Genomic DNA, 22,539 nt, shown 5'->3' on the forward strand with positions numbered 1-22,539 from the left:
GCGCGCGCAAGCGAGCGCGCCCCGCGGCCGGGCCGTCGTCAGCGGGGCGGGATGATCCCGGTCAGCCACTTGAAGGTCGGGACGACCAGCGGCTTCCAGGTCGATGTCAGGTGCGCGCCGGTGGTCTCGAACGGGGTGACGGTGGTCGGGCTCTTCGCCGCCTGCTGGAGGGCGGTCGCGTCCTCCAGGCCGTCGCCCCGCTTGCCGGTCACGTAGAGCGCGACGTTCGGCGGGGTCGCGGCATGAGTGAGGATGTGGAGCGGGTTGGCGCTCTCGCGCAGCTTCGGGTCCTTGGCGGTCAGTGAGCTCGGTTCGCCGGCCGGGTCGTTGTAGCCGGACATGCTGATCGCGGCGCGGTAGCGGTTGGGGTGGGCGAGCGCGAGGCGCAGGGCGCAGTGGGCGCCGGCGGAGTAGCCGGACAGGGCCCAGCGGTCCGGGGTGGTGTCGGCGCGGAAGTTGTCCGCGATCATCTGCGGGACGTCGCGCGAGAGCCAGGTGTCGGCGTTGACCTTGCCCGGGATGTCGGCGCAGCCGGTGTCGGTCGTGCCGAGGAGGGTGACGCGCGGTGCGACCAGGATGAACGGCGTCACCTGGCCCGATTTCATCAGTGGTTCGAGTTGCTTGGTCGCCTCCATGGCCTCGCCGAACCAGGCGCTGGAGGATCCGGGGTATCCGGCGAGCAGTTCGACCACCGGGAAGGTCTTGTCCTTGTAGGCGGGGTCGTCGTACTGCGGCGGCGTCCAGACGAGTACCTCGCCGTCGACGCCGGAGAGCCTGCCCTTGAGGTCGGCCTGCTTCACGTTGCGGGGTACCGCGTCCGAGTCGGGCGCGTGGAAGGCCTGCGCCACCTTCGGCGCGTGGGAGCCGGACGGGCCGCCGGCGGCACCCTCGCCGGCCAGGCCCTCGTCCTTCGGAGGCACGGGCACGGCCCGGACGTGGCTGGCGGTGCCCAGCAGGTCGCCCCAGCTGTCGTAGAGCTGGTTCTCGTCGTTGACGATCACGAAGACCATGGCCACGGCGGTGAACTGGCAGAGCAGCACGGTGCCGAGGTAGGAGAGCGCGCGCAGCGGCGTGCGCCGTCGTTGCGCCGTACGTCCCGCCCCCAAGAGGGGTCCTCTGCCCAGCCATTGCGCCATGGCCAGCGCTATGGAGGCCGCGAACAGCACGACGGTGAGGACGAGGAAGGGACTGCCAGTCAGGTTCATCGCGTTCGTGCCCGGTTTCTGTGCCGCCCGGGCCCGTGTGCCCGGTCGCATGGGAGACAGCTTGGAACGGCCGTTCGGTTGCTGTTTTCTGGGAGTTTCCTGGGAGCTGCCGAGGGCCTGCCCCCTGGTGGACGTCGACCACGGCGCGGGCGACGCGGTAAACGACGAAGCGGAGCACGCCCTCGACCGCCCGGCCAGGTCGTCCGAGGTCTTCGTCATCGAGGCCGCCACTGCGGGGCCGGGGCCCCGGACAGCCCTGCCACGTGATCACCGTTGCCGAGCGACTACCACCGCCCTGCTTGGCCTCGCGCGGTGAGCCGCCGGCCGACCTGGCCGACCTGGCCTACTTGGGGAACAGCGAGTCCCCGGTGACCGTGCGGGTGGTGCCGTCAGCGAGGGTGAGGGTCACCGACTCCGGCACGCCACCGTTGTTGTGGTCGGAGCCGGGCCACCATGCGGTCCAGCGGCCGTCCTGCACGGTGACCTCGAAGGTTCGCCCGGCGTCCTTCATGGTTACCGCCTTGACGTCGGCTCCGACGAAACCCTCTGCGTAGTTGAACGTCGCCGAACCGCTGCCGTGGGAGCCGCCCGTGTCATAGGTGATCACATCGCGCGCAACGGGCTTCACGGCACCGACCGCCATCGACAGCCCACTGTTCTTCGAGGCGACGTAGCAGAGCATCACGGTGCCGCCGCGGGCGACCACCATGGAGGTGACCTTGCCGCGGAGGTCCGCGTTGGTGATCGTGACGGGCTCGCCGGCGCCCGGCATCCCCTCCAGGCACCACTTCAGGGTGGAGGCGCCCCGGCCGGTGGAGGTGTCCACGGGGGTCGGGGTGCTGGTCCAGCTGGAGAGCTCGACGGAGCTCAGCGGCCCGCTGTTCGCCCGGTCGTACAGCGTCACGCCCACCACAGCCGTGCCCACGGCGAGGGCACCGGCGAGCGTGAAGGCCAGCCGTCGTCGCAAGCGCGGCCTGGCGGGCTGCCTGGTGGGCGAGGTGGCGGGGGTGTCGAGTTCGATCCGGCTCATCAGGCGCTCCCGATGTAGGGCGTGGCGTCCTGGCGGGAGGTCGCGCTCGGCCGGCACGGGCAGTCGCCCGAGCAGTTCGGCGCGCTCGACCGGATCCGGCCGCTGGTCGGCGTTCACTGGTGTGCCTCCTTGGGGGACAGACCCGCGGTCGCGGGCCCACTCTTCATCTGGTGCGGGGCGAAGTCGGGTTCCCTCTTTTTCCGCGGAGTCTTGCGGGCGGCCGCCTCGGTGAGGCGGTGCAGCTTGGCCCGGGCACGGGAGAGCCGGGAACGGACCGTGCCCACCGGTACGCCGAGGGCCTCGGCGGCCTCCTGATAGTCCAGGCCCGCCCACACGCACAGGGCCAGCACCTCACGGTCCGGCCGCCGCAGCCGCGCAAACGCTTCCTGCAGGGCGGCGATCCGCGCCGCGTCGTCGATCCGCCCAGCCACCTCCTCCGCGAAGTCGGGGAGGCCCTCGGGCACGGGCGGCAATTGGGCCATCACTTGCCAGTGCCGCCGGGCGGCCCGGCGCTGGTTGCTGACCAGCTTGGTGGCGATGCCCAGCAGCCAGGGCCGCAGGGACCCGCCCTCGGCGCTGACCCGGCCGTGCTGACGCCATGCTTCCAGGAAGGTCAGCGACATCACGTCCTCCGCCGCCGACCATTCCCCGGCCAGCCGGAACGCGTGGTTGTACACCGAGCGCGCGTACGCGTCGAAGAGCTGCCCGAACGCGTCCCGGTCACCGGCACGCACCCGAGTCCGTATCTCTGGATCCGAATAGTCCACGCCCACTATCTGGTGCGACAGTTCAAGCCGTTCCCATGACGCACATCACATGGGCTCTGGCGCTCACCGTCGGCCGGCTCACCCGCGGCGTGCTGCGGGCCAGGGTCCGCGAGCGGCTCGCCCTCCTGGTCGCCCAGGAGAACGACTGCACCTACTGCGTCAGCGCGCACTCCCTGCGCGGCAGCAAGCTGGGGCTGAGCGACGAGGAACTGCTCGCCACCCGCGACGCCACGGACACCGACCCGCACACACCCGGGCCCTGCTGACGCTCGCCCGCGAACTCATCCGCACCCACGGACAGATCAGCGACGAGACCCGCGCCCTGATCAGGGCGGCCGGCGTCACGGACGCGGAAGCCGGCGAGGTGGTCGCGCACGTGGCGCTCAACACGCTCTCCAACTACTACAACCACCTGGCGCGTCCGGAACTGGACTTCCCCGAGGTGAAGGCATGAGTGACGACTGGAACGAGGCGTCCGTCGAACTGGTCGCCGGCTCGGTGGTGAACGCGGACGGCAAGCCGACCTCCTCGGTACCGCAGGCACTGGTCTCCCTCCAGGGCGGCTTCGCCAAGCTGCGCCTGCCGGGCACCGAAACGGTGCAGGTGGTCTCGGCCCCGGCCGTCCGCCTGATCACCCTGCACTCCGCCTGAACCCGCCGGTCCGACGCCGGCGGCCTGACCCCGGCGGCCTGAATCCGGCCGTCGCCGGATACCTGCGGCTGCACGGCCGTCCAAGCCGGGACGGCCCGGGCCGGGATCCCGGTGCCGACACCCGAACCACCGCACCTCCCCCGGCGCCGTACACGAACCGATGCGGCCTCGCCTGCCACACGCCGTACCCGATCGGTGACACGATGCGACCGCCCCTCCGCATCGCGAGACCCGGGAGTCCGCTTTGGCCCGAATCACCATCAACGGCGTGACCGTCGATCCGCTGGCCCAGTCCATCGAGATGGCCCACGCGTCGCTGGTCTCCGAGGACGCCTCCGCGTCCGACTACCTGCTCGTCCAGACCACCCATGTGCCCACCGCCGAGGAGAAGGAGCAGTTGGCGCGGCTCGGTGTGATGATCCATGAGTACGTGCCGGAGAGCACCTATCTGTGCGGCTACCGGCCCTCCGATCTGGCGGCCGTCCGGGCGCTGCCGTTCGTGGCCTGGGCGGATGTGTACCTCAAGGGTTTCAAGATCGCGCCCTCGCTGCGGTCGGGGCGGATGCGGCCGGCCCTCGCCGTGCTGGCCGATCCCCTCGAGGCGGCCGGCTCGCGCACCCGTACCGTCGACATCGTCCTGCACGAGGACGTCGACGCGGGCGCGGACGCCGTCCGGCAGCGGATCGCCGCGGCCACCGGGGCCGACGCCGGCGCCATCCGGCCGGAGCGGCGGAAGGTACGGATGGAGGTCCGGGAGAGGGACCTGCCCGCGCTGGCGGCCCTCGACGAGGTGCAGCAGGTCGAGGAGGTCCCCGTGATGGGACTGCACAACAGCGTCGCCGCAGGGCTGATGAACGCCCGGATCTCGCTCGACGGGACGCGGTTCCGCGGCGAGGGCCAGGTCGTGGCCATCGCCGACACCGGCCTCGACCTCGGCTCCACGACCGACGTGCATCCCGCCTTCAAAGGACGGGTGAAGCGCCTGACCGCCCTCGGCCGGACCGGCCCCGACCGGACGGACGACCCGAAGGGCCACGGCACCCACGTGGCGGGCTCCATTCTCGGCGACGGCTCGTCCGCCCCCATGGGAGAGGCCGTCCAGGGCACGGCCCCCGAGGCCACCCTGGTCCTGCAGTCGCTCCTGGACGACCAGGGCGGGCTCGGCGGAATCCCCACCGACCTCGCCGACCTGTTCGGACCGCCCTTCAACGAGGACGGGGCACGGGTCCACAGCAACTCCTGGGGTCCGGTCCAGCCGAGCCTGCCGTACGACAGCAGCGCCTTCGAAGCCGACCAGATGGTCTGGGACCACAAGGACTTCGTCATCTGCTTCTCGGCCGGCAACAGCGGCCAGGACCGCGACCGCAGCGGCCGCATCAACCAGGCGTCGGTCAGCGGCCAGGCGGGGGCCAAGAACTGCATCACCGTCGGCGCCAGCGAGAGCAGCCGCCCCCACATCCCCCTCACCTACGGCCAGTTGAACTCGATGTCCTTCCCCGTGAGCCCGATCCACGACGACCCGCAGGCGACCGATCCGAAGGGGATGGCGGCCTTCAGCAGCCGGGGTCCCACCCAGGAAGGCCGGATCTGCCCGGACGTCGTGGCGCCCGGTACCTCGATCCTCTCCACGCACTCGCGCGCCGCCGCGCCGAGCACCCTCTTCGGCGTCTCCTCCGACCCCGCCTTCTTCTTCGACAGCGGCACCAGCATGGCCACCCCGCTGGTCGCGGGCTGTGTCGCGGTGCTGCGCGAGACGCTGGTGAAGAACGGGACGCCCGAGCCGAGCGCCGCGCTGCTGAAAGCCATGCTGATCAACGGCGCGGAGGACCTGCCGGGCCAGTACCTGCCCACCGAGGCCGGCGCGTCCCCGAACAACAACTCCGGGTTCGGGCGCGTCAACCTCACCCGCTCGGTCGTCCTCCCGGGCAACGGCGACGGGGCCGGCGGCCAGGCGGGCAACCCGGCGGGCAGCCGGGCGGGCTTCGTCGACGAGGCGGAGCTGGAGCAGGACAAGGAACGCAGTTTCCGCGTCCCCGTCCCCGACGCCGGCCACACCCTGAAGATCACCCTGGTCTGGACCGACCCGCCCGGCGCCGCCCTGCAGAACGACCTCGACCTGATCGTCCGCGCCGGCGGCACGGAACGCCACGGAAACATGGGCACCGACCCCGGCTTCGACCGCGCGAACAACGTCGAACAGGTCCACTGGGACGGCATCCCGGCCGGCGACGCCGAGATCGTCGTCCGCGCCCACCGCATCACCAAGTTCGCCCAGCCCTACGCCGTGGCCTGGCGCATCGACTGACGCCGGCTGACGCCTCCTCGGCCGTTCTCCGGCTCCGGCCCGCGCCGGAGCCGGAGCCTTAGCCGGACGGAGCCTGAGCCGGACGGAGCCTGAGCCGGGCGGATCCGGACGGAGCCGGGCGGATCCGGACGGAGCCGGGCGGAGCAGCGGCGAGCCCACCGATGTCGGCCGCGGCGGTCGGGTGAACTCGTCCTACTCCTCAGGGGTCGGCCTCCCCCGCGAGGGTGAGCCGCTCCGTGCTCAGGGCGGATGTGCCGTCCTTCCTCTCGCTGCGATCTTCGATTCAGCAAGGTGCGCTGACGGGATCGGCGGACGAAGAGACCGTCCGCGCCGACCGGGCGTCCGGACCGGGAGGACCCCTCATGACCGCTCGCTCGTTTCTGGCAGGGCTGCACGGCCGGACAGCGGCTGGAGTGCCCCGTTGGGCGGTGCGGGTCGCCTACGCGATCACGCTGACCGTACTGCCCGCCGGGCTCTGGCGGGTCCTGAGCGTCGACCTCCGGATCCCGCTGATGGATGCCCCGAGCGACGGCCGCCCGCCGCCGGACTGGTTCGGCTTCGAATGGTGGTACGTCATCGGGCTGAGCGCGGTCAGTGAGGCGCTGGCGTTCCTGGCGGTCGGTCTGGTGAGCGGGTGGGGCGAGGTGTGGCCCCGGTGGATCCCCTGGCTGGGCGGCCGCCGGGTGCCGATCCTCGCCGCGGTCATCCCGGCCGGCCTCGGCGCGACGTTCAACACCCTGCTCTGGCCGTACGCGATGACCATGATCTCCTTCGGTCGCAGGATCGACGGGGGCGTCGACCCCGGGGTGGGCTCACACGGCTGGCAGGCCTTCGTCTTCTACGCGTCGTACTGGCCGCTGGCCGCCTGGGGGCCGCTGCTCGGCATCCTCACCGTGCACTACTACCGCCGTCGCCGCGCTGCCGAGTCCGCCGCCGCGGAGGTCCCCCGCAAGATCGAGGCGGCGCTCGACCCGGCATGACGGCCCGTCGGGGCGGGTGGTGATGGCCGCGGCTGTGGGGCGGGATGGCCGGTTCCGGCTCATTGCCCTCCCTGCGCCGGGTAGGACGGCGCTGACGACGCCCATCCCGCGACCGCTGGACCGACGACGCGATCGCGGGACGCGAGGGACGCCTCAAGACCCTGACCACCGGACTGACCGACTACGCCGGCAACATCGTCAAGCGGTACATCTGCGGTACATCTTCGGGGGTGCCTTCGTGGAGCGCATCTGCCTCGACGGCTCGCAGCAGGCCAGTGGTCTCACCATCAGGTACTTCACCTTCGAGATCGGCCAGCCGCCGGGCCGGGGCCAGACCTGGGTGTTGTCACCGCCCGTGCCGGACTGCCAGGACGGGACCGGAACGCCGGGCGGGTTCCCCGGCCGGATTCCGAGGGCGGGTTCACCGGGTCCGGCGTGGCTGTCATGATGGGGCGGCCATGCTCGCGCTCCCCGATCCCGATCCCCCTGGGCCTCGTGCCGCCGCCGACGTGCGGGTGGTGCGGGCGGGGCCGGGCTGCTGGTGGTCGGCTGGTTTCTCGTCGTGCTCGTCGGCGTCGCCGGGGCAGGGCGGAAGCGGTCGTTGCCCGCCATCACGTGCGGGTTCACGGTCGGCCAACTGGGTCTGCACCTCTTGTTCCAGTCCAGCCCCGGCCTGTGGCTGCCCGCCCCGCCGAAGCGGCCGGAGGCCATGCCCGGCGGGCACGTGCACACCCATCACCCCGCGCCCCCGAGCCATGCCGCGCACGCCGTCACCCATGGCGGGCTGCTCGGGCACTCGCCGGCCATGGCGGTCGCCCACCTCGCCGCTGCCGTCCTGACCGGGTGGCTGCTGCACCGGGTCGAGGTGGCGTTGTGGCGTCTGATGGATCTGGCGCGGACCCTGTCCGCACTGGCGCGTCACTGGCGTCGGCGGTTCACCGACGCACTCGCCCGCCTGCTCGGCGACTCCGGTCCGGCCGCGCCCTGGCCGGACTGTCGGGTCGGCCCGGTCCCTACCGCCCGCAGACCGGTGTTCGGGGCGGTCGTCCTGATGCACAGCCTGGTGAGGCGGGGGCCTCCGCAGGGGGTGGGTGCGTAGCCGACGACCGGGCCTTCCGGGCCCGCGCCGCCGGTTCGACGTGCCTGTCGACCACACCCCCGAACACTGCACGAGCGCCCGGGGCGGCCCTGCGCCGCCACACCGGGCCGCGACGTGCCGATCTCCCGGACGGAGAACCCCCTTCATGCGTTTCACCACCTCTCGCCGTGCCGTCGCCGCGGCCGCACTGGCCACGACCGCCGTGCTCGCCGCCGCGGCCCCCGCGTTCGCGCACGTGACCGTGCAACCCGGCTCGGCACCCCAGGGCGGTTACCCGGCGGTAGCCTTCCGCGTGCCCGACGAGAGCGACACCGCCTCCACGACCAAGCTCGAAGTCGCGCTGCCGACCGATCACCCGGTGGCCTCGGTCGCCACCGAGCCGATCCCCGGCTGGACGGCCACGACGGAGAAGACCAAGCTCGCCAGCCCGATCAAGACCGACGACGGCGACGAGATCACCGAAGCCGTCTCCAAGATCACCTGGACCGCGGGCGCCGGGACGAAGATCGCCCCCGGCCAGTTCCAGGACTTCCGGATCTCGCTCGGCCCATTGCCCACGGACACCGACAAGCTGGTCTTCAAGGCCCTGCAAACCTACGACGACGGCAACGTCGTGCGGTGGATCGACGAGAGCACCCCGGGCCAGGCCGAGCCGCAGCACCCGGCCCCGGTCCTGGCGCTCACCAAGGCCGCCGCGGGCGGCGACGGCGACCACGCGGCGGCGGCCGGTTCGCAGGCGGCGCCGGCGGCGGGCGGGTCCTCGTCCTCGTCCTCGTCCGACAGCACCGCCCGGACACTGGGCATCGTGGGCATCGTCGTCGGCGTGGCCGGGACCGCCTTCGGCGTGCTGAGCCTGCGCCGCCGCAGCAGCAAGCAGTCCTGACACCACCCCGGGCGGGCGCCGAACCGGGCGCCCGCCCGGGCAAAACAAGCCGTGGGGCTCCTGGTCCTGCCGAACACCCTTTCCCTCCAAGGCATCTCGACTACGCTCACCGTCGTCATGGCCAAGATCGAACGAGGGGGGTACACCCATGCCGTACGAGACCGGCGCGAAGGTGAAGCTGACCAGGGACACGCAGGTCACCTCAGGCGACCCAGCGGCCAGGATCGGCGTCCCCGGTCCGCTGTTCCTGGCCGAGGGCTTGGGGGGCGTCGTCACGGGCGTGACGAAGGAAGCCGGCGGCGTGGCCCAGGACCACCTCGCGAGCTTCGATCAGCAGATCCGCGGCACCCGGCTCGACGGCTTCGCGGCCCACCTGGTCGAGGACCTCCGTCAGCAGGTCATCCGGCACGGAGCGTTCGACGGCGCAGTCGGCGCTCGGATCAGATACCGGGTGCGCTTCGAGAACGGGTTCGTCCTCGACGGTCTGGAAGAGGACTGGCTGACCAAGGCCTGAGTATCCGCCGACGCCCCCGCCCGGCCGGCGGGGGCGTCGCGGTCTCGCCCAATGCGTGCGGCCGTCCTCAGCCCGGGTAGGTGATCGAGCCCAGCGGCGGGCAGGGGATGAGAAAAGTGCCGACGCCGGGACGTTCGACGAAGGCCCGGGCCGCGCCGGCCTGCAGGCGGTGGGATTCCAGGTCGTCGGCGTGCCAGGCGTCGCGCCTGGCGCGGGAGTAGTCCCACGTGTCGTCGATGAGGCTGAGGCTGACATTGCCGGAGCTGCGCTGGAGGTCCGCCTTCACGGCGGCCTGCTGGAGTGCGGTCTGGGTCGCGGCGACGTCGATGCGGGTGATCAGGACGCCGAGGGTGTTCGGTTCGCGGGTCGGCATGGGGGCCTGCGGGAGCAGGGACACCCCGGTGTCGAGGCGGCCTATGTTGTCGACGCCGGCCCGCTGCGCGTCCCTCATCATGATCTGCGCTTCCCGGTGCAGCCAGAACAACTCGTCGAGGTCGGCCGGGGTGATGCGCATCCGCTGGTACAGGGCCTGGAAGCGGGGGTCCCGGTGCAGCGGGAGCATGGGGGCCATGTGCAGCACCACGCAGTCGTTGAAGCCGCCCGACACCGCGGCCTCGAGGTGGAGGATGGCCGGTTCCGCCTGCCCCTGCGCGCACGCCAGCCCGCCGAGGCTCGCGTGGCCTGCGGCGGCGAGCCACGCACCGCTGGGGCCGAGTGCCGTGGCACGGGCGATGACGTCGTGGAGGCCCCTGGTGCCCGCCACGGCGGCTCCCTTGGTCAGGAGTTCCACCAGCACGTCGTGAAGACGGGTGGCCAGTGAGTTGACGGTGTCGACCATGGATCTCCTCGGACCTCGGCGGTGACGAGCTCTCGGGGCGTCAAATACGTGCAGTCCCCGTGGAGATGACGGGCGGACGGGGTGAACGGTTCCTTCTCCCGCTCGGCCGTGATCACGAGTGCCGTCGACCGTCGTGGCCGCTCGTCGTCGCGGCCGGGCCCGTGGCGCGGTGCCGGGTCAGCGTTGCAGCCACTCGTCGAGCAGCGCGGCTTCGGCTGTGCTGAGGGTGGGCAGTTCGGGCAGGAGGGTGCGGAAGGCCGCGACGACGGCCGCCGGGTCCTGGGTGGGGACGGCGGGCCGGTCCACGAGAATGGCGCGGGCGATCGCGTCGAAGGCGGCGTCGGCCAGGTGCGGGTCGCTCTGCCCTGGTGGCAGGGTCAGCAGGGTGTGGACGGTGCCGATGCCCGCCGAGCGGATGAGGTTGACGGCGCGTTCCTCGCTCACCCGGAGCCGTCCGGCGGCGGCGATTCTGTGCACACGCTCGGCGAGGATCCGCACGCCCTCGGCCTGGGCCGGGGTGTCGCGTGCGCGGGCCGGGTCGAGCAGCAGGCCGTAGACGTACGGGTTGGCCAGGCCGAAGCCGATCTGCGTGTTCCAGCCGGCGCGGAGGTCTTCCACCGGGTCGTCCGAGGGCGCGGTGGCCTGCTTGCCGGCGACGTGTTCGGCGAAAACGTGGTCCGCGGCGGCGTCGAGCAGCTCGTCCTTGTCCTGGAAGAGGCGGTAGAGGGCCGGGGGCTGCAGCCCGGCCTCCTGGGCCACCCGGCGCGTGGTCACCGCGGCCGGCCCCTGGTCGCGCAGCAGGCCGGCCGCGGCCTTCACGATGCGGTCCCGGGTGATGTCTCGCCGCTGCGTGTTCTGTGCCATGGGGGCGATGGTATCGCGCACGCATGACCGGCGATGTTATCGCCGATATCACCGGTATCGGCACGCTCGGCTGTACGACCCACCCCATGACACCAACGGATCATGGGATCGCCCGCCGGATGAACGCCCGTGCTTGCATCCAACGGTAGTACCAGTGTTATCGTAACTTCCGTTCCGTTGGAAACATCAGATGGGAGCCACCGATGCTGATCGTCACGGGAGCCACCGGCCACCTCGGAGCGCTGATCGTCGACCGCCTGCTGGAACGGGTACCGGCCGACCGGATCGGCGTCAGTGTGCGCGACGTGAACAAGGCCGCCCACCTTGCCGAGCGCGGCGTCCGAGTCCGGGCGGGAGACTTCACCGAACCCGACAGCCTGCAGCACGCCTTCGACGGCGCCGAGCGCGTCCTGGTCGTCTCCGCGGCCATCCGGGGCGTCGGCGCGCTGACCGCCAACACCGCCGCCATCGACGCGGCGCGGGAAGCCGGCGCCCGGCGCATCCTGTACACCAGCCACCAGGCCGCCTCCCCCACATCGCGCTTCCCCCCGCAGAAGGTCCACGCGGCCACCGAGGAGCACCTCAAGCAGCAAGGAGTGCCCTACACCGCCCTGCGCAACGGCTTCTACGCCTCCGCCCTGGGCCCCTACATCGGCGCGGCGCTGGAGACGGGCACGCTCGCCGTGCCGCAGGACGGCCGGGTGTCCTGGACGGCCCACGAGGACCTGGCCGAAGCCGCGGCCGCCGCCCTGACCGAAGAGACCGGCAAGGGAGCACTCGAAGGGATCACCCCGCCGCTGACCGCCCCCCGCACGCTGGACTTCGCCGACATCGCCGACGTCCTCAGCCGCATCACCGGTCGGACCATCACCCGAGTCGTCCTGGACGACGACGAGTGGACGTCCGCGGCAGTCGCCGGCGGGATGCCGCGGCCGGCCGCGGAGTTCGCCTTGACGATGTTCGGCGCATCACGCAACGGCGAGTTCGACGTCACCGACCCCACCCTGGAAGCCACCATCGGCCACCCCTCGAGGACCGTCCACGAGGCCCTGGAGGCCGCCGTACGCTCCCGGTGACGGTAGACGGATAGTCGTTTTTCGACACCATCCCCTCCGCTGCCGGACGTCTGTGAACGGACAGTCAGGAGTGCAGGGGGTCATCGGGGTTCGAGGGTGTCCTTCAGGACGTCGAGGTTCTTCGCGACTGCGTGCCTGATCCGAGGGCCGGCGACCGCGGCGACGGCCTTGAGGGCGGGTCCGCCTCGTGCACCCGGCGGCCTCCCGGCTCGATGCCGCAAATCGAACGGGGCAGGACTCCCAGCGCCCGCGGCCCTCCAGCGACGACCACACCCACGCCGCCCGGAACCCCGCCGCTCGTTCTCGCCTACCGCGGACGCCGGAACCGCGCTCCGGTACTCCCTGAGAGCCAGTCAGGCGCTGAGAGCCAGTCAGGCGCGCGCAGCCTCACATCCGGGATCTCAGCACGTCGACCTCACAGCCCGGTGCGAAGGGGTCGAAGCCGTGCTCGATCAGCCAGCGAACCGCCAGCAGGCTTCGCAACGACCACCACGCGTGGATCACGTCGAGGTCGAGGTCGATGTCGGTGCCATAGCCGGCCATGACGTCGTCGAGGTGCTCCTCGTGTCCGAGCGTGAAGGTGGCGAGGTCGTACAGGGCATCACCCTGGCCCGCCTCGGACCAGTCGATGATGCCCGTGACCTCGTCGCCGTCGACGAAGACGTGCGCGATCTGCAGGTCGCCGTGCGTGAACGCCGGAGTCCACGGTCGGAGTGCCGCCTCGGCGACCCGGCGGTTGCGGGTGACCAGGTCGGCGGGCAGGACGCCGTTCGTCACGAGCAACCCGCACTCGTCGTCGAGTTCCGCCGCCAGCGCGACGACGCTCCGGCCGGCCCGGCCCGGCCGAGGCGGCAGCGGCGCGTCGTGCAGCTTCCGGATGGCGGCGCCCGCCGCTGCCCACGCCGTCGGCGACCCGGTCGACGGCCCACCGAGGCGCCCAAGCGTCCTCCCCGGAAGTGCGGCGATCGCGAGCACGGGCGGCTTGCGCCACAGGACCTCCGGGGTCGGGACCGGCGCCAGGGACATCGCCTCGACCTCGACGTCGATGCGCGCCTGATCGGCGTCCACCTTCAGGAACACATCGCCGACGCGCAGAGTCGCACGCTCGGAATGGGCGACGACGACTTCGACCTCATCCATGGGCGATCAGTATCCCGGGGATGTTCGCCGACGTCGCCGGGTTTCTCACGTGCGACTACGCGGCTGACCGCGTCCCGCAGTCCGCGGCCTCGCGCACGACGCCGACCGCTGACCGTCCCTGCCCCGCACCCGCGGCCCGCGCCCGAATCGGTCGGGGCGGGTCGCGGGTGCGCCGTGCACGGGTGTCGGGTGTAGCTCTTCGGGTGCTGGGGCGGGATGGTCAGGGGGTCGCCGCAGCCCCACCGACGGGTGGTGCGGCTGGACCACTTCTTGTCCGCCCCGTCCTTGCCGTTCTGGTTGAGCATGCCGCCGAGGGCGCTGAGGTTGCTGGCGGAACAGGTTGGCGGTGGCGATGGCCTGCGCGGTCTGGAGGCCGGCCGGGTCGGGCATCGCCATCAGGGGTGTGAACCGCGCCTCGGAGGCGCCCAGGGGGGCCACCTTGGTGTCCAGGTTCTGAGCTCGCGAGGCGGTGGAGACGGGGGCGATGTCGGCCGGGGTGATCTGGATGGGCGAGTCCTTCCAGTTCCAGAACCGGGTGAGGTCGATCTTCTCGGCCGAGTTGGCCCGGCCGAGGACGGCCTCGGCGAAGACGCCCTTGGTGGCGATGGCGACCGTGCTGGTCACCGGCGTCCCGTAGGCGGTGCCGGTCGCCTTGCGGGCGTTGGTCCACGCCTCGCGTTCCTGCTCGCTGGTGAAGTTCCACCGGAACCCGAGGTAGTTGCCGGTCTCAGCAAGCCGCCGGGCGGAAGGTGCGGCGGTAGGCCTGGGGGCTGACGCCGATCGCCGTCTGGAGGTGCCGGCGCAGGGAGGCGCCGGTGCCGAGGCCGGAGCGGCGGGCGACCAGGTCGACGGGCCAGTCGGTGGTTTCCAGGTGGTGGCGGGCGAGGTCGACGCGCTGGCGGGTGAGCCACTGGCCGGGGGTGGTGCCGGTCTCCTCGCGGAAGTGGCGGGAGAAGGTGCGGACGCTGGTGTGGGCGTGCGCGGCGAGGTCGGCGACCGTCAGGGGTTCGGCGAGGCGTTCCATCGCCCAGGCCCGGGTGGCGGCGGTGCCGGAGTTGCCGGCGGCGTTCGGTTCGGGGACGGGGCGTCGGATGTACTGGGCCTGCCCGCCCTCGCGCCACGGCGGGACGATGCAGGAGCGCGCCACGTCGTTGGCGATGCGGCTGCCGTGGTCGCGGCGGACCAGGTGCAGGCACAGGTCGATGCCGGCGGCGACCCCGGCGGAGGTGAGGATGTCGCCGTCGTCGACGAACAGGACGTCGGGGTCGACGCGGGTCGTGGTGAACATCCGCTGCAGACGGTCGGCCTCGCCCCAGTGCGTGGTGGCGGGCCGGTGGTCGAGGAGCCCGGCGGCCGCCAGCACGTAGGCGCCGGTGCAGATGCCGACGATGCGGGTGCCGGGGCGGATGCCGGCCAGTGCCTCGCGCAGCGCGTCCGGCAGACGGCCCTCCTCGCGGATCGGGCCGAGCCCGTGCGAGGGCGGGAGGACCACGGTGTCGACCGCGCCGAGGAGCGCGGCGTCGTGGGAGACGGCGAGGGCGTAGTCGGCGGCGGTGTGGACCGGGCCGCCGTCGAGGCTGCACGTGGTGACGGTGTAGAGCGGGCGGCCCGCCTCGTCGCGGGCGGCGCCGAAGATCCGCGCGGGGATGCCGAGCTCGAAGGGGACGACGCCGTCCAGGGCCAGTACGCCGACATGGTGCATGGCCGGATCCTTTCACTCCGTGGCCGTCGCGCCACCACCAGGGACCCTCCCGTAGGGGCAGTCTGACGACGTGCCCGAACAACCGGCGCACACGGAACCCGACGGGACTCGGCGGAGCCCGACGGAGCCCGACGGAACCCCGCTGGATCCGACGGAACCCCCGCGGAATCCGTTGGAACCGACGGAACCGACGAATCCAGGAGAAGAGAACCTTCATGCCCATCACCATGCGTGCCGTCTCCCAGGACACCGCCGGGGCGCCCGACGTCCTCAAGGTCGTCGAGACGCGGCGCCCGGAGCCCGTACGGGGCGAGGTCCTGGTCCGGGTGTACGCGGCCGGGGTCAATCCGGCCGACTGGAAGACCCGCGCCCGCGGCGAGTTCGCCACCGGCGCCACACCGCCGTTCGTCCTCGGGTTCGACGTCTCCGGCGTGGTCGAGGCCGTCGGCGCCGGCGTGACGGTCTTCCGGCCCGGCGACGAGGTGTACGGGATGCCGCGCTTCCCGTACCCGGCCGGCGCCTACGCCGAGTACGTCACCGCACCTGCCCGCCACTTCGCGCCCCGCCCCCGGAGCCTGACCCACCTCGAGTCGGGCGCCCTTCCGCTGGCCGGGCTGACCGCCTGGCAGGCCCTGGTGGACACCGCCGACGTGCGGCCCGGACAGCGCGTGCTGGTCCACGCCGCGGCCGGCGGGGTCGGCCACCTGGCCGTCCAGATCGCCAAGGCCCGCGGCGCCCACGTGACCGGCACCGCGAGCGCCGCCAAGCACGGGCTGCTGCGCGAGCTCGGCGCGGACGAGGTCGTCGACTACCGCACCGAGGACTTCGTCGAGGCAGTCCGCGACATGGACGTCGTGCTGGACACCATCGGCGGCGCCAACCTGCCGCGCTCCCTGCGCACCCTGCGCCCGGGCGGCACCCTCGTCTCGATCATCCCGCCGGACGAGACCTTCCCCCACGCCGAGGCCGAGGCGGCCGACGTCCGGGCGGCGTTCATGCTCGTCGAGCCCGACCACCAGGGCCTGCGCGAGCTCACCCGCCTGGTCGAGGACGGCCGCCTGCGGGTGATCGCCGACGCGGTGTTCCCGCTGGAGGAGGCCGCCGAGGCCCACCGCCTGGGCGAGCAGGGGCGCACCACGGGGAAGATCGTCCTGTCGGTCGCGGGGTGAGGCGGTCTGGTTGATCCTGCGATCCTGTGACAGGCCGAGGTGGTTCGGCGGACTCGGCGCCGTCCGGCTCGGTTGCGCGGAGGAAGTCGGCGGCCTTGCCCGGCACGGCGGAGGAGCCGAGGAGCGGAGGAGCGGAGGAGCCGAGGAGCTACGGGAGCAACTCGCCCTCGGCGAACCGCTGCTCCACCGAGCGGACGAGGTCGATGCCGATGTGCTCCAGGAAGACCGCCGCCGTCGTGAGCCGCGCCCCGGCGGGGGAGGCCGCGCCGAGCAGGCCGGCGCCGTTACGGGTGAACTGGGCCAGCGTGGCGTTGCGTCGGGCGCTGGCGAGCATCGAGCGGTACCAGACGTCGTCGTCGATCACGTAGCGTTCGCGGCGGCTGTGCTCGTCGCGTTCGCGGCGGATCAGTTCCTGGCTCTCCAGGTAGGCAACGGCCTTGGAGACCGAGGCCGCGCTCACGCCGAGCCGCTGCACCAGTTCGGCGGCGCTCAGGCGGCCGGTGTCGGTGACGTAGAGACAGCTGAGCACGCGGGCCGCCATGGGCGGCAGGCCGAGGTGCACCAGCAGGTCGGCGAACTGTCCGGTGAACTCGGTGATGGCGGCGGCGTCGCGTCCGTCCACGGCGGAGTCGTGAACGTCGGCGGCCGTCGCGGCGTCGCCGGGGAGCCGGGCGGGGCTCGACTGGCGGCGACGGGAGCGCTGGACGGTGGCGCGGTGGGCGCTGGCCGCGCGGTAGCCGGAGGGACCGCCGTTGCGGGCGATCTCCCGGGCCACCGTGGAGGTGGGGCGGGCGAGTTGGCGGGCGATCTCGGCGTAGTCGAGCCCGGCGACGAGCCCGGCGGCGATCGTGCGGCGGTCTTCCTGAGTCAGCCTGGCGCCGGGCACGGGCGGCTCCTCTCCTTGCGGGTGCCGGGGGCGATGGCCGAGGTCCAGGACGGCGGCTCGACCTGGTTCGGTCAGGCCGGCGCAGCCGACCTGACCACCGGTCGCAAGCTCGGCCCGCAGGACCGATTCCGGATCGGCAGCACCACCAAGACCTTCGTCGCCTCCCTGGTCCTCCAACTGGAGGCCGAGCACCGGCTCGGCGTGGACGACACCGTCGAGCAGTGGTTGCCCGGGGTGGTGGACGGCAACGGCTACGACGGAGCGAAGATCACCATCCGTCAGCTGCTCAACCACACCAGCGGGATCGCCAACTTCGCCATGTCGGATCAGGTCAGCAAGGACTTCTCCGGAACGGCCTTCCTGCAGCACCGGTTCGACAGCTTCACGCCGCTCCAGCTGGTCCAGCTCGCCCTCACCGACAAGCCGCTCTTCGCACCCGGCACCGGCTGGACGTACTCCGACACCAACTACGTGCTGGCCGGCCTGATCGTGGAACGGGCCACCGGGCACAGCCTGGCCCAGGAACTGGCCGAGCGGATCACCAAGCCGCTGCACCTGAAGAGCACCTACGAGCCGACCGGGGACGACACCGGCATCCACGGCCCGCACAGCCGCTTCTACTCCCGGCTGGCAGACTCCGACAAGCCCGACACCCCGACCTACGGCATCTACGACGTCACCGACCTCAACCCCTCCTGGGGCTACGGATCGGGCGACGTGATCTCCACCCTCGGCGACCTCAACACCTTCTTCCGCGCCCTGATGCAGGGCCGGGTACTGCCGCCCGCCCAGATGAACGAGATGTTCACCATGGAGGACCCGAACAACGGGTGGGTCCCGGACTCCCACTACGGCCTGGGCATCGGCCAGGTCACCCTCTCCTGCGGTGACGTCTGGGGCATGGGCGGCGCGATCAACGGCTCCTGGTCCTACACCTTCGGCACCCGCGACGGCCGCCACATGCTCTCCACCGAAGTGAACGGCGACTGGGCCTACGGCGACCTGAAGTGGCCGATCGGCGTGTTCACCGCCGAGCTGGAGGCCGAGTTCTGCAAGGGCGGGACACCCTCCTGAGACGCCCTCCTGAACGGACATGGGCCGCGACCTGGGCCGCGACCTGCCCGGTCGCCGCCGTTGTCCGGGAGCCTTCCGGGTCTCGTCACCGTCCTGTCACACCTGACCGCTCGGGGAACCGGCGCCGGGGCGGCGGTGTGTACCGGGCAGGTGCCTGCGCTGGGTCGGCACCACTCCATCCCTCGGGGGACGCCATGCAGGACATGCAGCACGGACAGGACATGCGGGACAGACAGAAGGCCCGCAGAGCCGCGGTCGCGGTGGTCTCAGCCGCCACCGCCACCCTGCTGATCACGGCGTGCGGGCCCGGGAGCGACGAGCCTTCGACCGCCGGGGCACCGTCGGTGGCGGCCACCGCCTCGTCCGTACCGAGCCCCACGTCCCCGGCCCCCACCAAGGGCAGCACACCGTCGGCGGCGCCGGCCACGGGACCGGCCACGGGAGGCGCGTCGTCCAGTGGAGCGGCGTCTGCCGGTGCAGCGGCGCCGGCTTGCGCAGTCGGCGATCTGAAGGCGGACGCCCACCAGGCGAAGCAGCGCCCCGAGGGCACGGGCGTGGGAGCGGCGATCGTAGCGTTCACCAACACCTCCGCGCACCCGTGCACGCTGCAGGGCTTTCCGACGGTCGCCGGGGCGGCCAACGGCTCCCCGGACCGCAACGCCCCACTCACCGTGACGCACACCGGCCCGACCGCCCCGGTCCGAGTGGCCCCGGGCGGAAAGGCCTGGGTGAAGCTCACCTTCGTCCAGGTCCAGGGCGAGGCCGACGGCTACTGCGTCTCCGGTGCGACGCCGGTCGCCTACCCCACCCTCGTCCTGGGCCTGCCGGGTGCCGGAGCACACCAAGTAGCCCTGGACGACGGCCTCTTCGCCGAGTGCGACAACAAGGTGACCACCACCGCGCTGCTGGCCGCCAGCCCGTCCTGACGAACACTCCTGCCACAGCCGACGGGCGGGCGCGCTTCGGCGCGGCCGCGCCGGTGGCAAGCCACCGTCGGCGCGGGCGGTCTCGCAACCGGTGGAGCGGACCGGTCCCCGGTCAGAGGTGGCAGACCAGGATGCCGCCCAGGCAGGTGATCGTGCCGTGCGGTGTTGCTCGTCACCGGGGCAGCTCCGGAGTGTTCGTGGGCGCGGGCCGAGAGCAGTCCCACCCGGACGATCCCCGGGTGGGACGGGCCCGGTGCGAGGCCGAGCAACTCGGCGCGTCGGCCATCCGGCGGCCTCGGCCATCAGGCGCGTCGGCCATCCGGCAGCCTCGGCCATCGGATGCCGAGCGCGGTGTCAGCCGGCCGCACCGCCGGCAGGGCGGTCGCCTTCGACATCCGAGGCATAGCGGGCGGCGGCCTCCGCCAGCTTGCGGGTCGTCCGCTCCGATGCGCCGCCGAGGTGGGCGGCGAGATGGTCGGTGATGGTGCGGCCGGCTCCGTCGAGGTCACCGCCGAGCAGTTCGCTGGTGACCACGAGGGAGTTGTCCACCGGCAGGTAGTGCTGGCGCATCCGCTGCTGGACCTCGTCCATTCCCTCGCGCGCCAACACCTCCCGCAGTTCCTCGGTCAGCGGGGCCAGCCACCGGGCGCGCAGCGCGTACTCGCCGAGGTCGGCGAAGGTGGCGTGGAGCCCGGCGAGCAGTTGCGCCGGGTACTCCTCGACGGGCTCGGCGAACCGCGGGTAGTCCTTGGCGAATTCGTCCCAGTCCACCTCGAGCCCGCTGATCTGCTGCGGGAGGACCGGCCGGCGTGACCAGTTCTCGTCGGACTGGGTGAAGACCTGGCGCAACAGGTCGTACGGCACCTCGGCGGTGCGCGAGAGCAGGATCGCGTCGTACAGGTCCTTGCCCTGCGGGTGGTTGTCCGAGACCAGCCACAGGACCTTCCACGCCAGCGAGAGCTGCGGCGTGGCTCCGAGCAGCGGGCCGGCGACGCCCGGCAGCCGGTAGGGCTGCGGCGGGACGGGCAGGTGCTCGGTGAAGACGAAGTCCAGCTGGACGGTCCCGCCCGGGACGCCCGGTGCCGTCCACGGCAGGACGAGCCTGCGCCCGGGAACCCTGCTGTACGTCCAGATCTCGTCGCTGACCGCCTGGTCGGCGTGCAGCCGGACCGTACCCGAGAGCCGTTCGGCACCGGCGGCGAGCTCATCGAGCATGCGGTCCGTGCGCTCGTCCTCCAGTTCCCACTCCACCGGGCTGACCACGAAGTCCAGGTCGCCGGGCTCCCGCGCCTCCTCGCCGTACCAGGCCCTCAGCAGGACGCTGCCGCGCAGCACCAGGTGCTCGGCCCACGGTGACCCGGCGACGGCGGACAACGCCGTGTTCAGCGCCTCGCGCCGCGCCGCGAGCCAGCGTTCGGCGAGCTGCGGGTCGGCGAAGGCGGGCTCGCTGGGCCGAAGGGCCCGGCTGTACCCGGCGAGCGCGGGATCGAAGACCGGCTGCTGGTTCACCGCCTCGTCGTCGATCGGCCGGATGCTCCTGGGCAGGTCCCGGTCCTCGCGGACGTCCTCCGCCGGCGGCTGCCTGGGCAACACGACGCCCTGCCACGGGCCGTACTTCAGGTCCTCCCACGCCAGCGGCGACTGCGGCTGGGGCTGCTGTTGGGACTGGGACTGGTCCTCGGTCATCTCGGGTCTCCCTCTCCGTACGGCCCGGCACTGTGCCCGTGCTCGGTTATCCACCCCGCGTCCAGGGTCTCGTCACTGTCCACGACGACGAACTCGCGTTCCACCGACACCACCTCGCGACCGTCGGCGGCAAGCTCCCCCAGCAGCGCCTCCAGCCGACGGCCCGCGGTGCCCAGGCCGACCAGGCGGCACCGCTGGGTCACGAACCACTCGCACCGGCCGTCCTCGCGCACCCGGCGCGGATTGCGCGACAGGTGCGCACCGTGCAACGCGACGAGCTCGGCGAGGCGGGCCGGGTCGGCGGCTGCGGAAACCGGCCTCGGAAGCAGCAGTTTGACGTGGTGCTCGAAGTACCGGTGGGCTCCGTGCGGCACGGCGTCCTCGTCCGAGGCCGGAACGCCCTCCGCCCACGGCGTGGCCTCGATCTTCGCCCGCAGGACGGTGAACCCGGCCCGGACCAACCGGTCCGTGGTCCGGAAGACGACCGAGGCGACCTCGTCCAGCGAGCCGCCGGCGCACAAGGTCAGCATCGGCTGCGAGGGCACCGCGCCACGCGCCAGCAGAATGTGGGTGAACTTCAGGCCATGACCGTCGGCCCACGCGGCCAGCGCCTCAGCGGCACCAGGCCGCACGGTCAAGTGCACCTCGAAGTCACCCCGGACGTCGGGAGGAGCGGGCAGGACGGGCCGGTCGTCACGGCGCTGGTCAGGGCAGATGGCGAGCATGGGAGCATCCTGCCAAGCCCCTCTGACATCGGATCGCACACCCTGGTCTGCAGAGGCCGCTCCGGGTCATCGCCTCCCTGCGTCGCCCTGGCGGCGAGGTGTCACGGGGTGCTCTGGACCGGGAATCCTGTGGGGCGGCCCTGGGCCTTCAGCCAGCCGAGCACCTGGTCGAGGGCCTCGACGGTCTGCTGGCGGTCGCCGCCGCCGTCGTGGAACAGGATGGTCGGGCCGTTGCCGATCTCCTTCCTGACCGTGTCGACGATGGCGGCCGTACCGGGCTTCTCGAAGTCCTTCGAGTCGACGTTCCAACCGAGCGGACGCATGCCGTTCGCCGCAGCGATGCGCCGGCTGTCGGGGGTGAACGAGCCGCCGGGAGCCCGGTAGTACAGCACTTGGGCGCTGCCGCCCGCGGCCTGCTCGATCATCTTCTTCGCGTCCAGGATCTCCTTCTCCTGGTACGCGACGGGCTTCTTGTCCATGGAGGTGTCATGATCCACGGTGTGGTCGCAGAGCCGGTGACCGCCCGCGACGACCTGCTTGACCAGCTCGGGGTGGGCCTTGGCCTGCGGTCCGATCATGCAGAAGGTCGCCCTCACCCCGTACCGCTTGAGCACGTCGAGGACCTTCGGGGTCCAAGCGGGGTCGGGACCGTCATCGATGGTGATGTTGACGGCGTTGCCACCGGCCTCGGACGCGTGGGCTATGCCCTCCGGTACGGCCCCGGATCCCTGCTGTGCACCGCCGCCGCTGCTCGGGGCGCCGCCGTCCTGGCCGTCATGGCCGTGCGTGACGCTCCGGTTGGGGGCGGGGACCGACCCGGTGACCGTCGGAACAACCCAGGCGCTCGCCGCCACAACGACAACCGCGACGGCGACGGCCGCCCGCGACCGGTTGCCCAGCTTCCCCATGCGCGCCTTGAAATCCATCAACGACCACTCCCCCCAACGCACCTGCCCGCTTCTGAGGTCGATGACGTCAGCCGGATCGGAGCGGGTTCCCCGGCCCGGCGCCCGTAGCAG

The 22,539-nt window shown here is 72.2% G+C and carries 23 protein-coding genes; 12 read left to right on the forward strand and 11 right to left on the reverse strand.

Annotation, left to right across the window (positions count from 1 at the left end; genetic code table 11):
• Positions 1 to 38: 38 nt before the first annotated feature.
• From ACZ51D_RS19205 to ACZ51D_RS19215, 3 genes are all read right to left on the reverse strand, one after another.
• Complete coding sequence (locus ACZ51D_RS19205) at positions 39 to 1,205, reverse strand: alpha/beta hydrolase (RefSeq protein ID WP_465662952.1); 1,167 nt, start codon at positions 1,203 to 1,205, stop codon at positions 39 to 41.
• 343 nt (positions 1,206 to 1,548) lie between these two features.
• Positions 1,549 to 2,352: a hypothetical protein gene (locus ACZ51D_RS19210; protein ID WP_465624080.1), complete on the reverse strand. Its 804-nt coding sequence runs from the start codon at positions 2,350 to 2,352 to the stop codon at positions 1,549 to 1,551.
• Positions 2,349 to 2,981: an RNA polymerase sigma factor gene (locus ACZ51D_RS19215; protein ID WP_465663109.1), complete on the reverse strand. Its 633-nt coding sequence runs from the start codon at positions 2,979 to 2,981 to the stop codon at positions 2,349 to 2,351. Before ACZ51D_RS19215 ends, ACZ51D_RS19210 begins: the two co-directional genes overlap by 4 nt.
• A gap of 56 nt (positions 2,982 to 3,037) precedes the next feature.
• Between ACZ51D_RS19215 and ACZ51D_RS19220 the strand changes: the two genes are divergently transcribed.
• The 7 genes from ACZ51D_RS19220 to ACZ51D_RS19250 all read left to right on the forward strand — a co-directional run bounded on the left by ACZ51D_RS19220 (position 3,038) and on the right by ACZ51D_RS19250 (position 9,434).
• Positions 3,038 to 3,268: a carboxymuconolactone decarboxylase family protein gene (locus tag ACZ51D_RS19220; protein ID WP_465662954.1), complete on the forward strand. Its 231-nt coding sequence runs from the start codon at positions 3,038 to 3,040 to the stop codon at positions 3,266 to 3,268.
• A gap of 184 nt (positions 3,269 to 3,452) precedes the next feature.
• Entirely contained in the window at positions 3,453 to 3,653 is a 201-nt protein-coding gene (locus ACZ51D_RS19225) for a hypothetical protein (RefSeq protein ID WP_465662956.1), read from the forward strand.
• Between the two features lie 268 nt (positions 3,654 to 3,921).
• Positions 3,922 to 5,958 carry a S8 family serine peptidase gene (locus ACZ51D_RS19230; protein WP_465624084.1) on the forward strand — a complete coding sequence of 679 codons (2,037 nt, stop codon included), beginning with the start codon at positions 3,922 to 3,924 and terminating at the stop codon, positions 5,956 to 5,958.
• Positions 5,959 to 6,320: 362 nt separating this feature from the next.
• The gene (locus ACZ51D_RS19235) at positions 6,321 to 6,938 is read left to right on the forward strand and encodes a hypothetical protein (protein WP_465624086.1); all 618 of its coding nucleotides are present in this window, start codon (positions 6,321 to 6,323) and stop codon (positions 6,936 to 6,938) included.
• Positions 6,939 to 7,539: 601 nt separating this feature from the next.
• A complete protein-coding gene (locus tag ACZ51D_RS19240) occupies positions 7,540 to 8,037 on the forward strand; it encodes a hypothetical protein (RefSeq protein WP_465662958.1) in 498 nt (165 codons plus the stop codon).
• 145 nt (positions 8,038 to 8,182) lie between these two features.
• Entirely contained in the window at positions 8,183 to 8,920 is a 738-nt protein-coding gene (locus ACZ51D_RS19245; RefSeq protein WP_465662960.1) for a YcnI family protein, read from the forward strand.
• 148 nt (positions 8,921 to 9,068) lie between these two features.
• On the forward strand, positions 9,069 to 9,434 hold the full coding sequence (locus ACZ51D_RS19250) for a hypothetical protein (protein WP_465624091.1): 366 nt from the start codon (positions 9,069 to 9,071) through the stop codon (positions 9,432 to 9,434).
• 67 nt (positions 9,435 to 9,501) lie between these two features.
• Here ACZ51D_RS19250 and ACZ51D_RS19255 read toward each other — a convergent pair whose 3' ends face one another.
• Both ACZ51D_RS19255 and ACZ51D_RS19260 read right to left on the reverse strand, forming a co-directional pair.
• The gene (locus ACZ51D_RS19255; protein ID WP_465624093.1) at positions 9,502 to 10,272 is read right to left on the reverse strand and encodes a hypothetical protein; all 771 of its coding nucleotides are present in this window, start codon (positions 10,270 to 10,272) and stop codon (positions 9,502 to 9,504) included.
• A gap of 177 nt (positions 10,273 to 10,449) precedes the next feature.
• The gene (locus ACZ51D_RS19260; RefSeq protein ID WP_465624094.1) at positions 10,450 to 11,136 is read right to left on the reverse strand and encodes a TetR/AcrR family transcriptional regulator; all 687 of its coding nucleotides are present in this window, start codon (positions 11,134 to 11,136) and stop codon (positions 10,450 to 10,452) included.
• A gap of 203 nt (positions 11,137 to 11,339) precedes the next feature.
• Here ACZ51D_RS19260 and ACZ51D_RS19265 point away from each other — a divergent pair, with 203 nt between their 5' ends.
• Positions 11,340 to 12,212 carry an NmrA family NAD(P)-binding protein gene (locus ACZ51D_RS19265; protein ID WP_465662962.1) on the forward strand — a complete coding sequence of 291 codons (873 nt, stop codon included), beginning with the start codon at positions 11,340 to 11,342 and terminating at the stop codon, positions 12,210 to 12,212.
• 387 nt (positions 12,213 to 12,599) lie between these two features.
• Here ACZ51D_RS19265 and ACZ51D_RS19270 read toward each other — a convergent pair whose 3' ends face one another.
• A complete protein-coding gene (locus ACZ51D_RS19270) occupies positions 12,600 to 13,352 on the reverse strand; it encodes a phosphotransferase family protein (RefSeq protein ID WP_465662964.1) in 753 nt (250 codons plus the stop codon).
• A 484-nt stretch (positions 13,353 to 13,836) separates the two neighbouring features.
• On the opposite strand from ACZ51D_RS19270, the gene ACZ51D_RS19275 reads away from it, so the two are divergent.
• On the forward strand, positions 13,837 to 13,989 hold the full coding sequence (locus ACZ51D_RS19275; RefSeq protein WP_465662966.1) for a hypothetical protein: 153 nt from the start codon (positions 13,837 to 13,839) through the stop codon (positions 13,987 to 13,989).
• A gap of 90 nt (positions 13,990 to 14,079) precedes the next feature.
• Here ACZ51D_RS19275 and ACZ51D_RS19280 read toward each other — a convergent pair whose 3' ends face one another.
• Positions 14,080 to 15,054 carry a GlxA family transcriptional regulator gene (locus tag ACZ51D_RS19280; RefSeq protein WP_465662968.1) on the reverse strand — a complete coding sequence of 325 codons (975 nt, stop codon included), beginning with the start codon at positions 15,052 to 15,054 and terminating at the stop codon, positions 14,080 to 14,082.
• Between the two features lie 215 nt (positions 15,055 to 15,269).
• On the opposite strand from ACZ51D_RS19280, the gene ACZ51D_RS19285 reads away from it, so the two are divergent.
• Positions 15,270 to 16,223 carry an NADP-dependent oxidoreductase gene (locus ACZ51D_RS19285; protein WP_465662970.1) on the forward strand — a complete coding sequence of 318 codons (954 nt, stop codon included), beginning with the start codon at positions 15,270 to 15,272 and terminating at the stop codon, positions 16,221 to 16,223.
• Between the two features lie 148 nt (positions 16,224 to 16,371).
• On the opposite strand, the gene ACZ51D_RS19290 is transcribed toward ACZ51D_RS19285, so the two are convergent.
• Positions 16,372 to 17,109, reverse strand: coding sequence for a GbsR/MarR family transcriptional regulator (locus ACZ51D_RS19290; protein WP_465624106.1), 738 nt, complete (start codon positions 17,107 to 17,109; stop codon positions 16,372 to 16,374).
• Between ACZ51D_RS19290 and ACZ51D_RS19295 the strand changes: the two genes are divergently transcribed.
• Together ACZ51D_RS19295 and ACZ51D_RS19300 are read left to right on the forward strand one after the other, a co-directional pair.
• Complete coding sequence (locus ACZ51D_RS19295) at positions 17,020 to 18,183, forward strand: serine hydrolase domain-containing protein (RefSeq protein WP_465662972.1); 1,164 nt, start codon at positions 17,020 to 17,022, stop codon at positions 18,181 to 18,183. The genes ACZ51D_RS19290 and ACZ51D_RS19295 overlap by 90 nt on opposite strands.
• A gap of 221 nt (positions 18,184 to 18,404) precedes the next feature.
• A complete protein-coding gene (locus ACZ51D_RS19300; protein WP_465662974.1) occupies positions 18,405 to 19,109 on the forward strand; it encodes a DUF4232 domain-containing protein in 705 nt (234 codons plus the stop codon).
• Positions 19,110 to 19,463: 354 nt separating this feature from the next.
• Here the strand turns inward: ACZ51D_RS19300 and ACZ51D_RS19305 are convergent, their stop codons facing one another.
• The 3 genes from ACZ51D_RS19305 to ACZ51D_RS19315 all read right to left on the reverse strand — a co-directional run bounded on the left by ACZ51D_RS19305 (position 19,464) and on the right by ACZ51D_RS19315 (position 22,446).
• Positions 19,464 to 20,795, reverse strand: a complete 1,332-nt coding sequence (locus tag ACZ51D_RS19305) for a nucleotidyl transferase AbiEii/AbiGii toxin family protein (RefSeq protein ID WP_465662976.1) — start codon at positions 20,793 to 20,795, stop codon at positions 19,464 to 19,466.
• Positions 20,792 to 21,520, reverse strand: coding sequence for a hypothetical protein (locus ACZ51D_RS19310; protein ID WP_465662978.1), 729 nt, complete (start codon positions 21,518 to 21,520; stop codon positions 20,792 to 20,794). The genes ACZ51D_RS19305 and ACZ51D_RS19310 overlap by 4 nt, the downstream gene beginning before the upstream one ends.
• Before the next feature lie 101 nt (positions 21,521 to 21,621).
• The gene (locus ACZ51D_RS19315; protein ID WP_465662980.1) at positions 21,622 to 22,446 is read right to left on the reverse strand and encodes a polysaccharide deacetylase family protein; all 825 of its coding nucleotides are present in this window, start codon (positions 22,444 to 22,446) and stop codon (positions 21,622 to 21,624) included.
• Between the last annotated feature and the right edge of the window lie 93 nt (positions 22,447 to 22,539).

The sequence above is a fragment of the Kitasatospora sp. NPDC033851 genome (assembly GCF_055576085.1).

Coding starts and splice junctions, on each gene's coding strand:
- ACZ51D_RS19245 (WP_465662960.1), top strand. CDS start 8,183: ATGCGTTTCACCACCTCTCGCCGTGCCGTCGCCGCGGCCGCACTGGCC.
- ACZ51D_RS19285 (WP_465662970.1), top strand. CDS start 15,270: ATGCCCATCACCATGCGTGCCGTCTCCCAGGACACCGCCGGGGCGCCC.
- ACZ51D_RS19225 (WP_465662956.1), top strand. CDS start 3,453: ATGAGTGACGACTGGAACGAGGCGTCCGTCGAACTGGTCGCCGGCTCG.
- ACZ51D_RS19235 (WP_465624086.1), top strand. CDS start 6,321: ATGACCGCTCGCTCGTTTCTGGCAGGGCTGCACGGCCGGACAGCGGCT.
- ACZ51D_RS19220 (WP_465662954.1), top strand. CDS start 3,038: ATGACGCACATCACATGGGCTCTGGCGCTCACCGTCGGCCGGCTCACC.
- ACZ51D_RS19265 (WP_465662962.1), top strand. CDS start 11,340: ATGCTGATCGTCACGGGAGCCACCGGCCACCTCGGAGCGCTGATCGTC.
- ACZ51D_RS19310 (WP_465662978.1), bottom strand. CDS start 21,520: ATGCTCGCCATCTGCCCTGACCAGCGCCGTGACGACCGGCCCGTCCTG.
- ACZ51D_RS19275 (WP_465662966.1), top strand. CDS start 13,837: ATGTCGGCCGGGGTGATCTGGATGGGCGAGTCCTTCCAGTTCCAGAAC.
- ACZ51D_RS19280 (WP_465662968.1), bottom strand. CDS start 15,054: ATGCACCATGTCGGCGTACTGGCCCTGGACGGCGTCGTCCCCTTCGAG.
- ACZ51D_RS19270 (WP_465662964.1), bottom strand. CDS start 13,352: ATGGATGAGGTCGAAGTCGTCGTCGCCCATTCCGAGCGTGCGACTCTG.
- ACZ51D_RS19250 (WP_465624091.1), top strand. CDS start 9,069: ATGCCGTACGAGACCGGCGCGAAGGTGAAGCTGACCAGGGACACGCAG.
- ACZ51D_RS19305 (WP_465662976.1), bottom strand. CDS start 20,795: ATGACCGAGGACCAGTCCCAGTCCCAACAGCAGCCCCAGCCGCAGTCG.
- ACZ51D_RS19205 (WP_465662952.1), bottom strand. CDS start 1,205: ATGAACCTGACTGGCAGTCCCTTCCTCGTCCTCACCGTCGTGCTGTTC.
- ACZ51D_RS19315 (WP_465662980.1), bottom strand. CDS start 22,446: ATGGATTTCAAGGCGCGCATGGGGAAGCTGGGCAACCGGTCGCGGGCG.
- ACZ51D_RS19300 (WP_465662974.1), top strand. CDS start 18,405: ATGCGGGACAGACAGAAGGCCCGCAGAGCCGCGGTCGCGGTGGTCTCA.
- ACZ51D_RS19260 (WP_465624094.1), bottom strand. CDS start 11,136: ATGGCACAGAACACGCAGCGGCGAGACATCACCCGGGACCGCATCGTG.
- ACZ51D_RS19255 (WP_465624093.1), bottom strand. CDS start 10,272: ATGGTCGACACCGTCAACTCACTGGCCACCCGTCTTCACGACGTGCTG.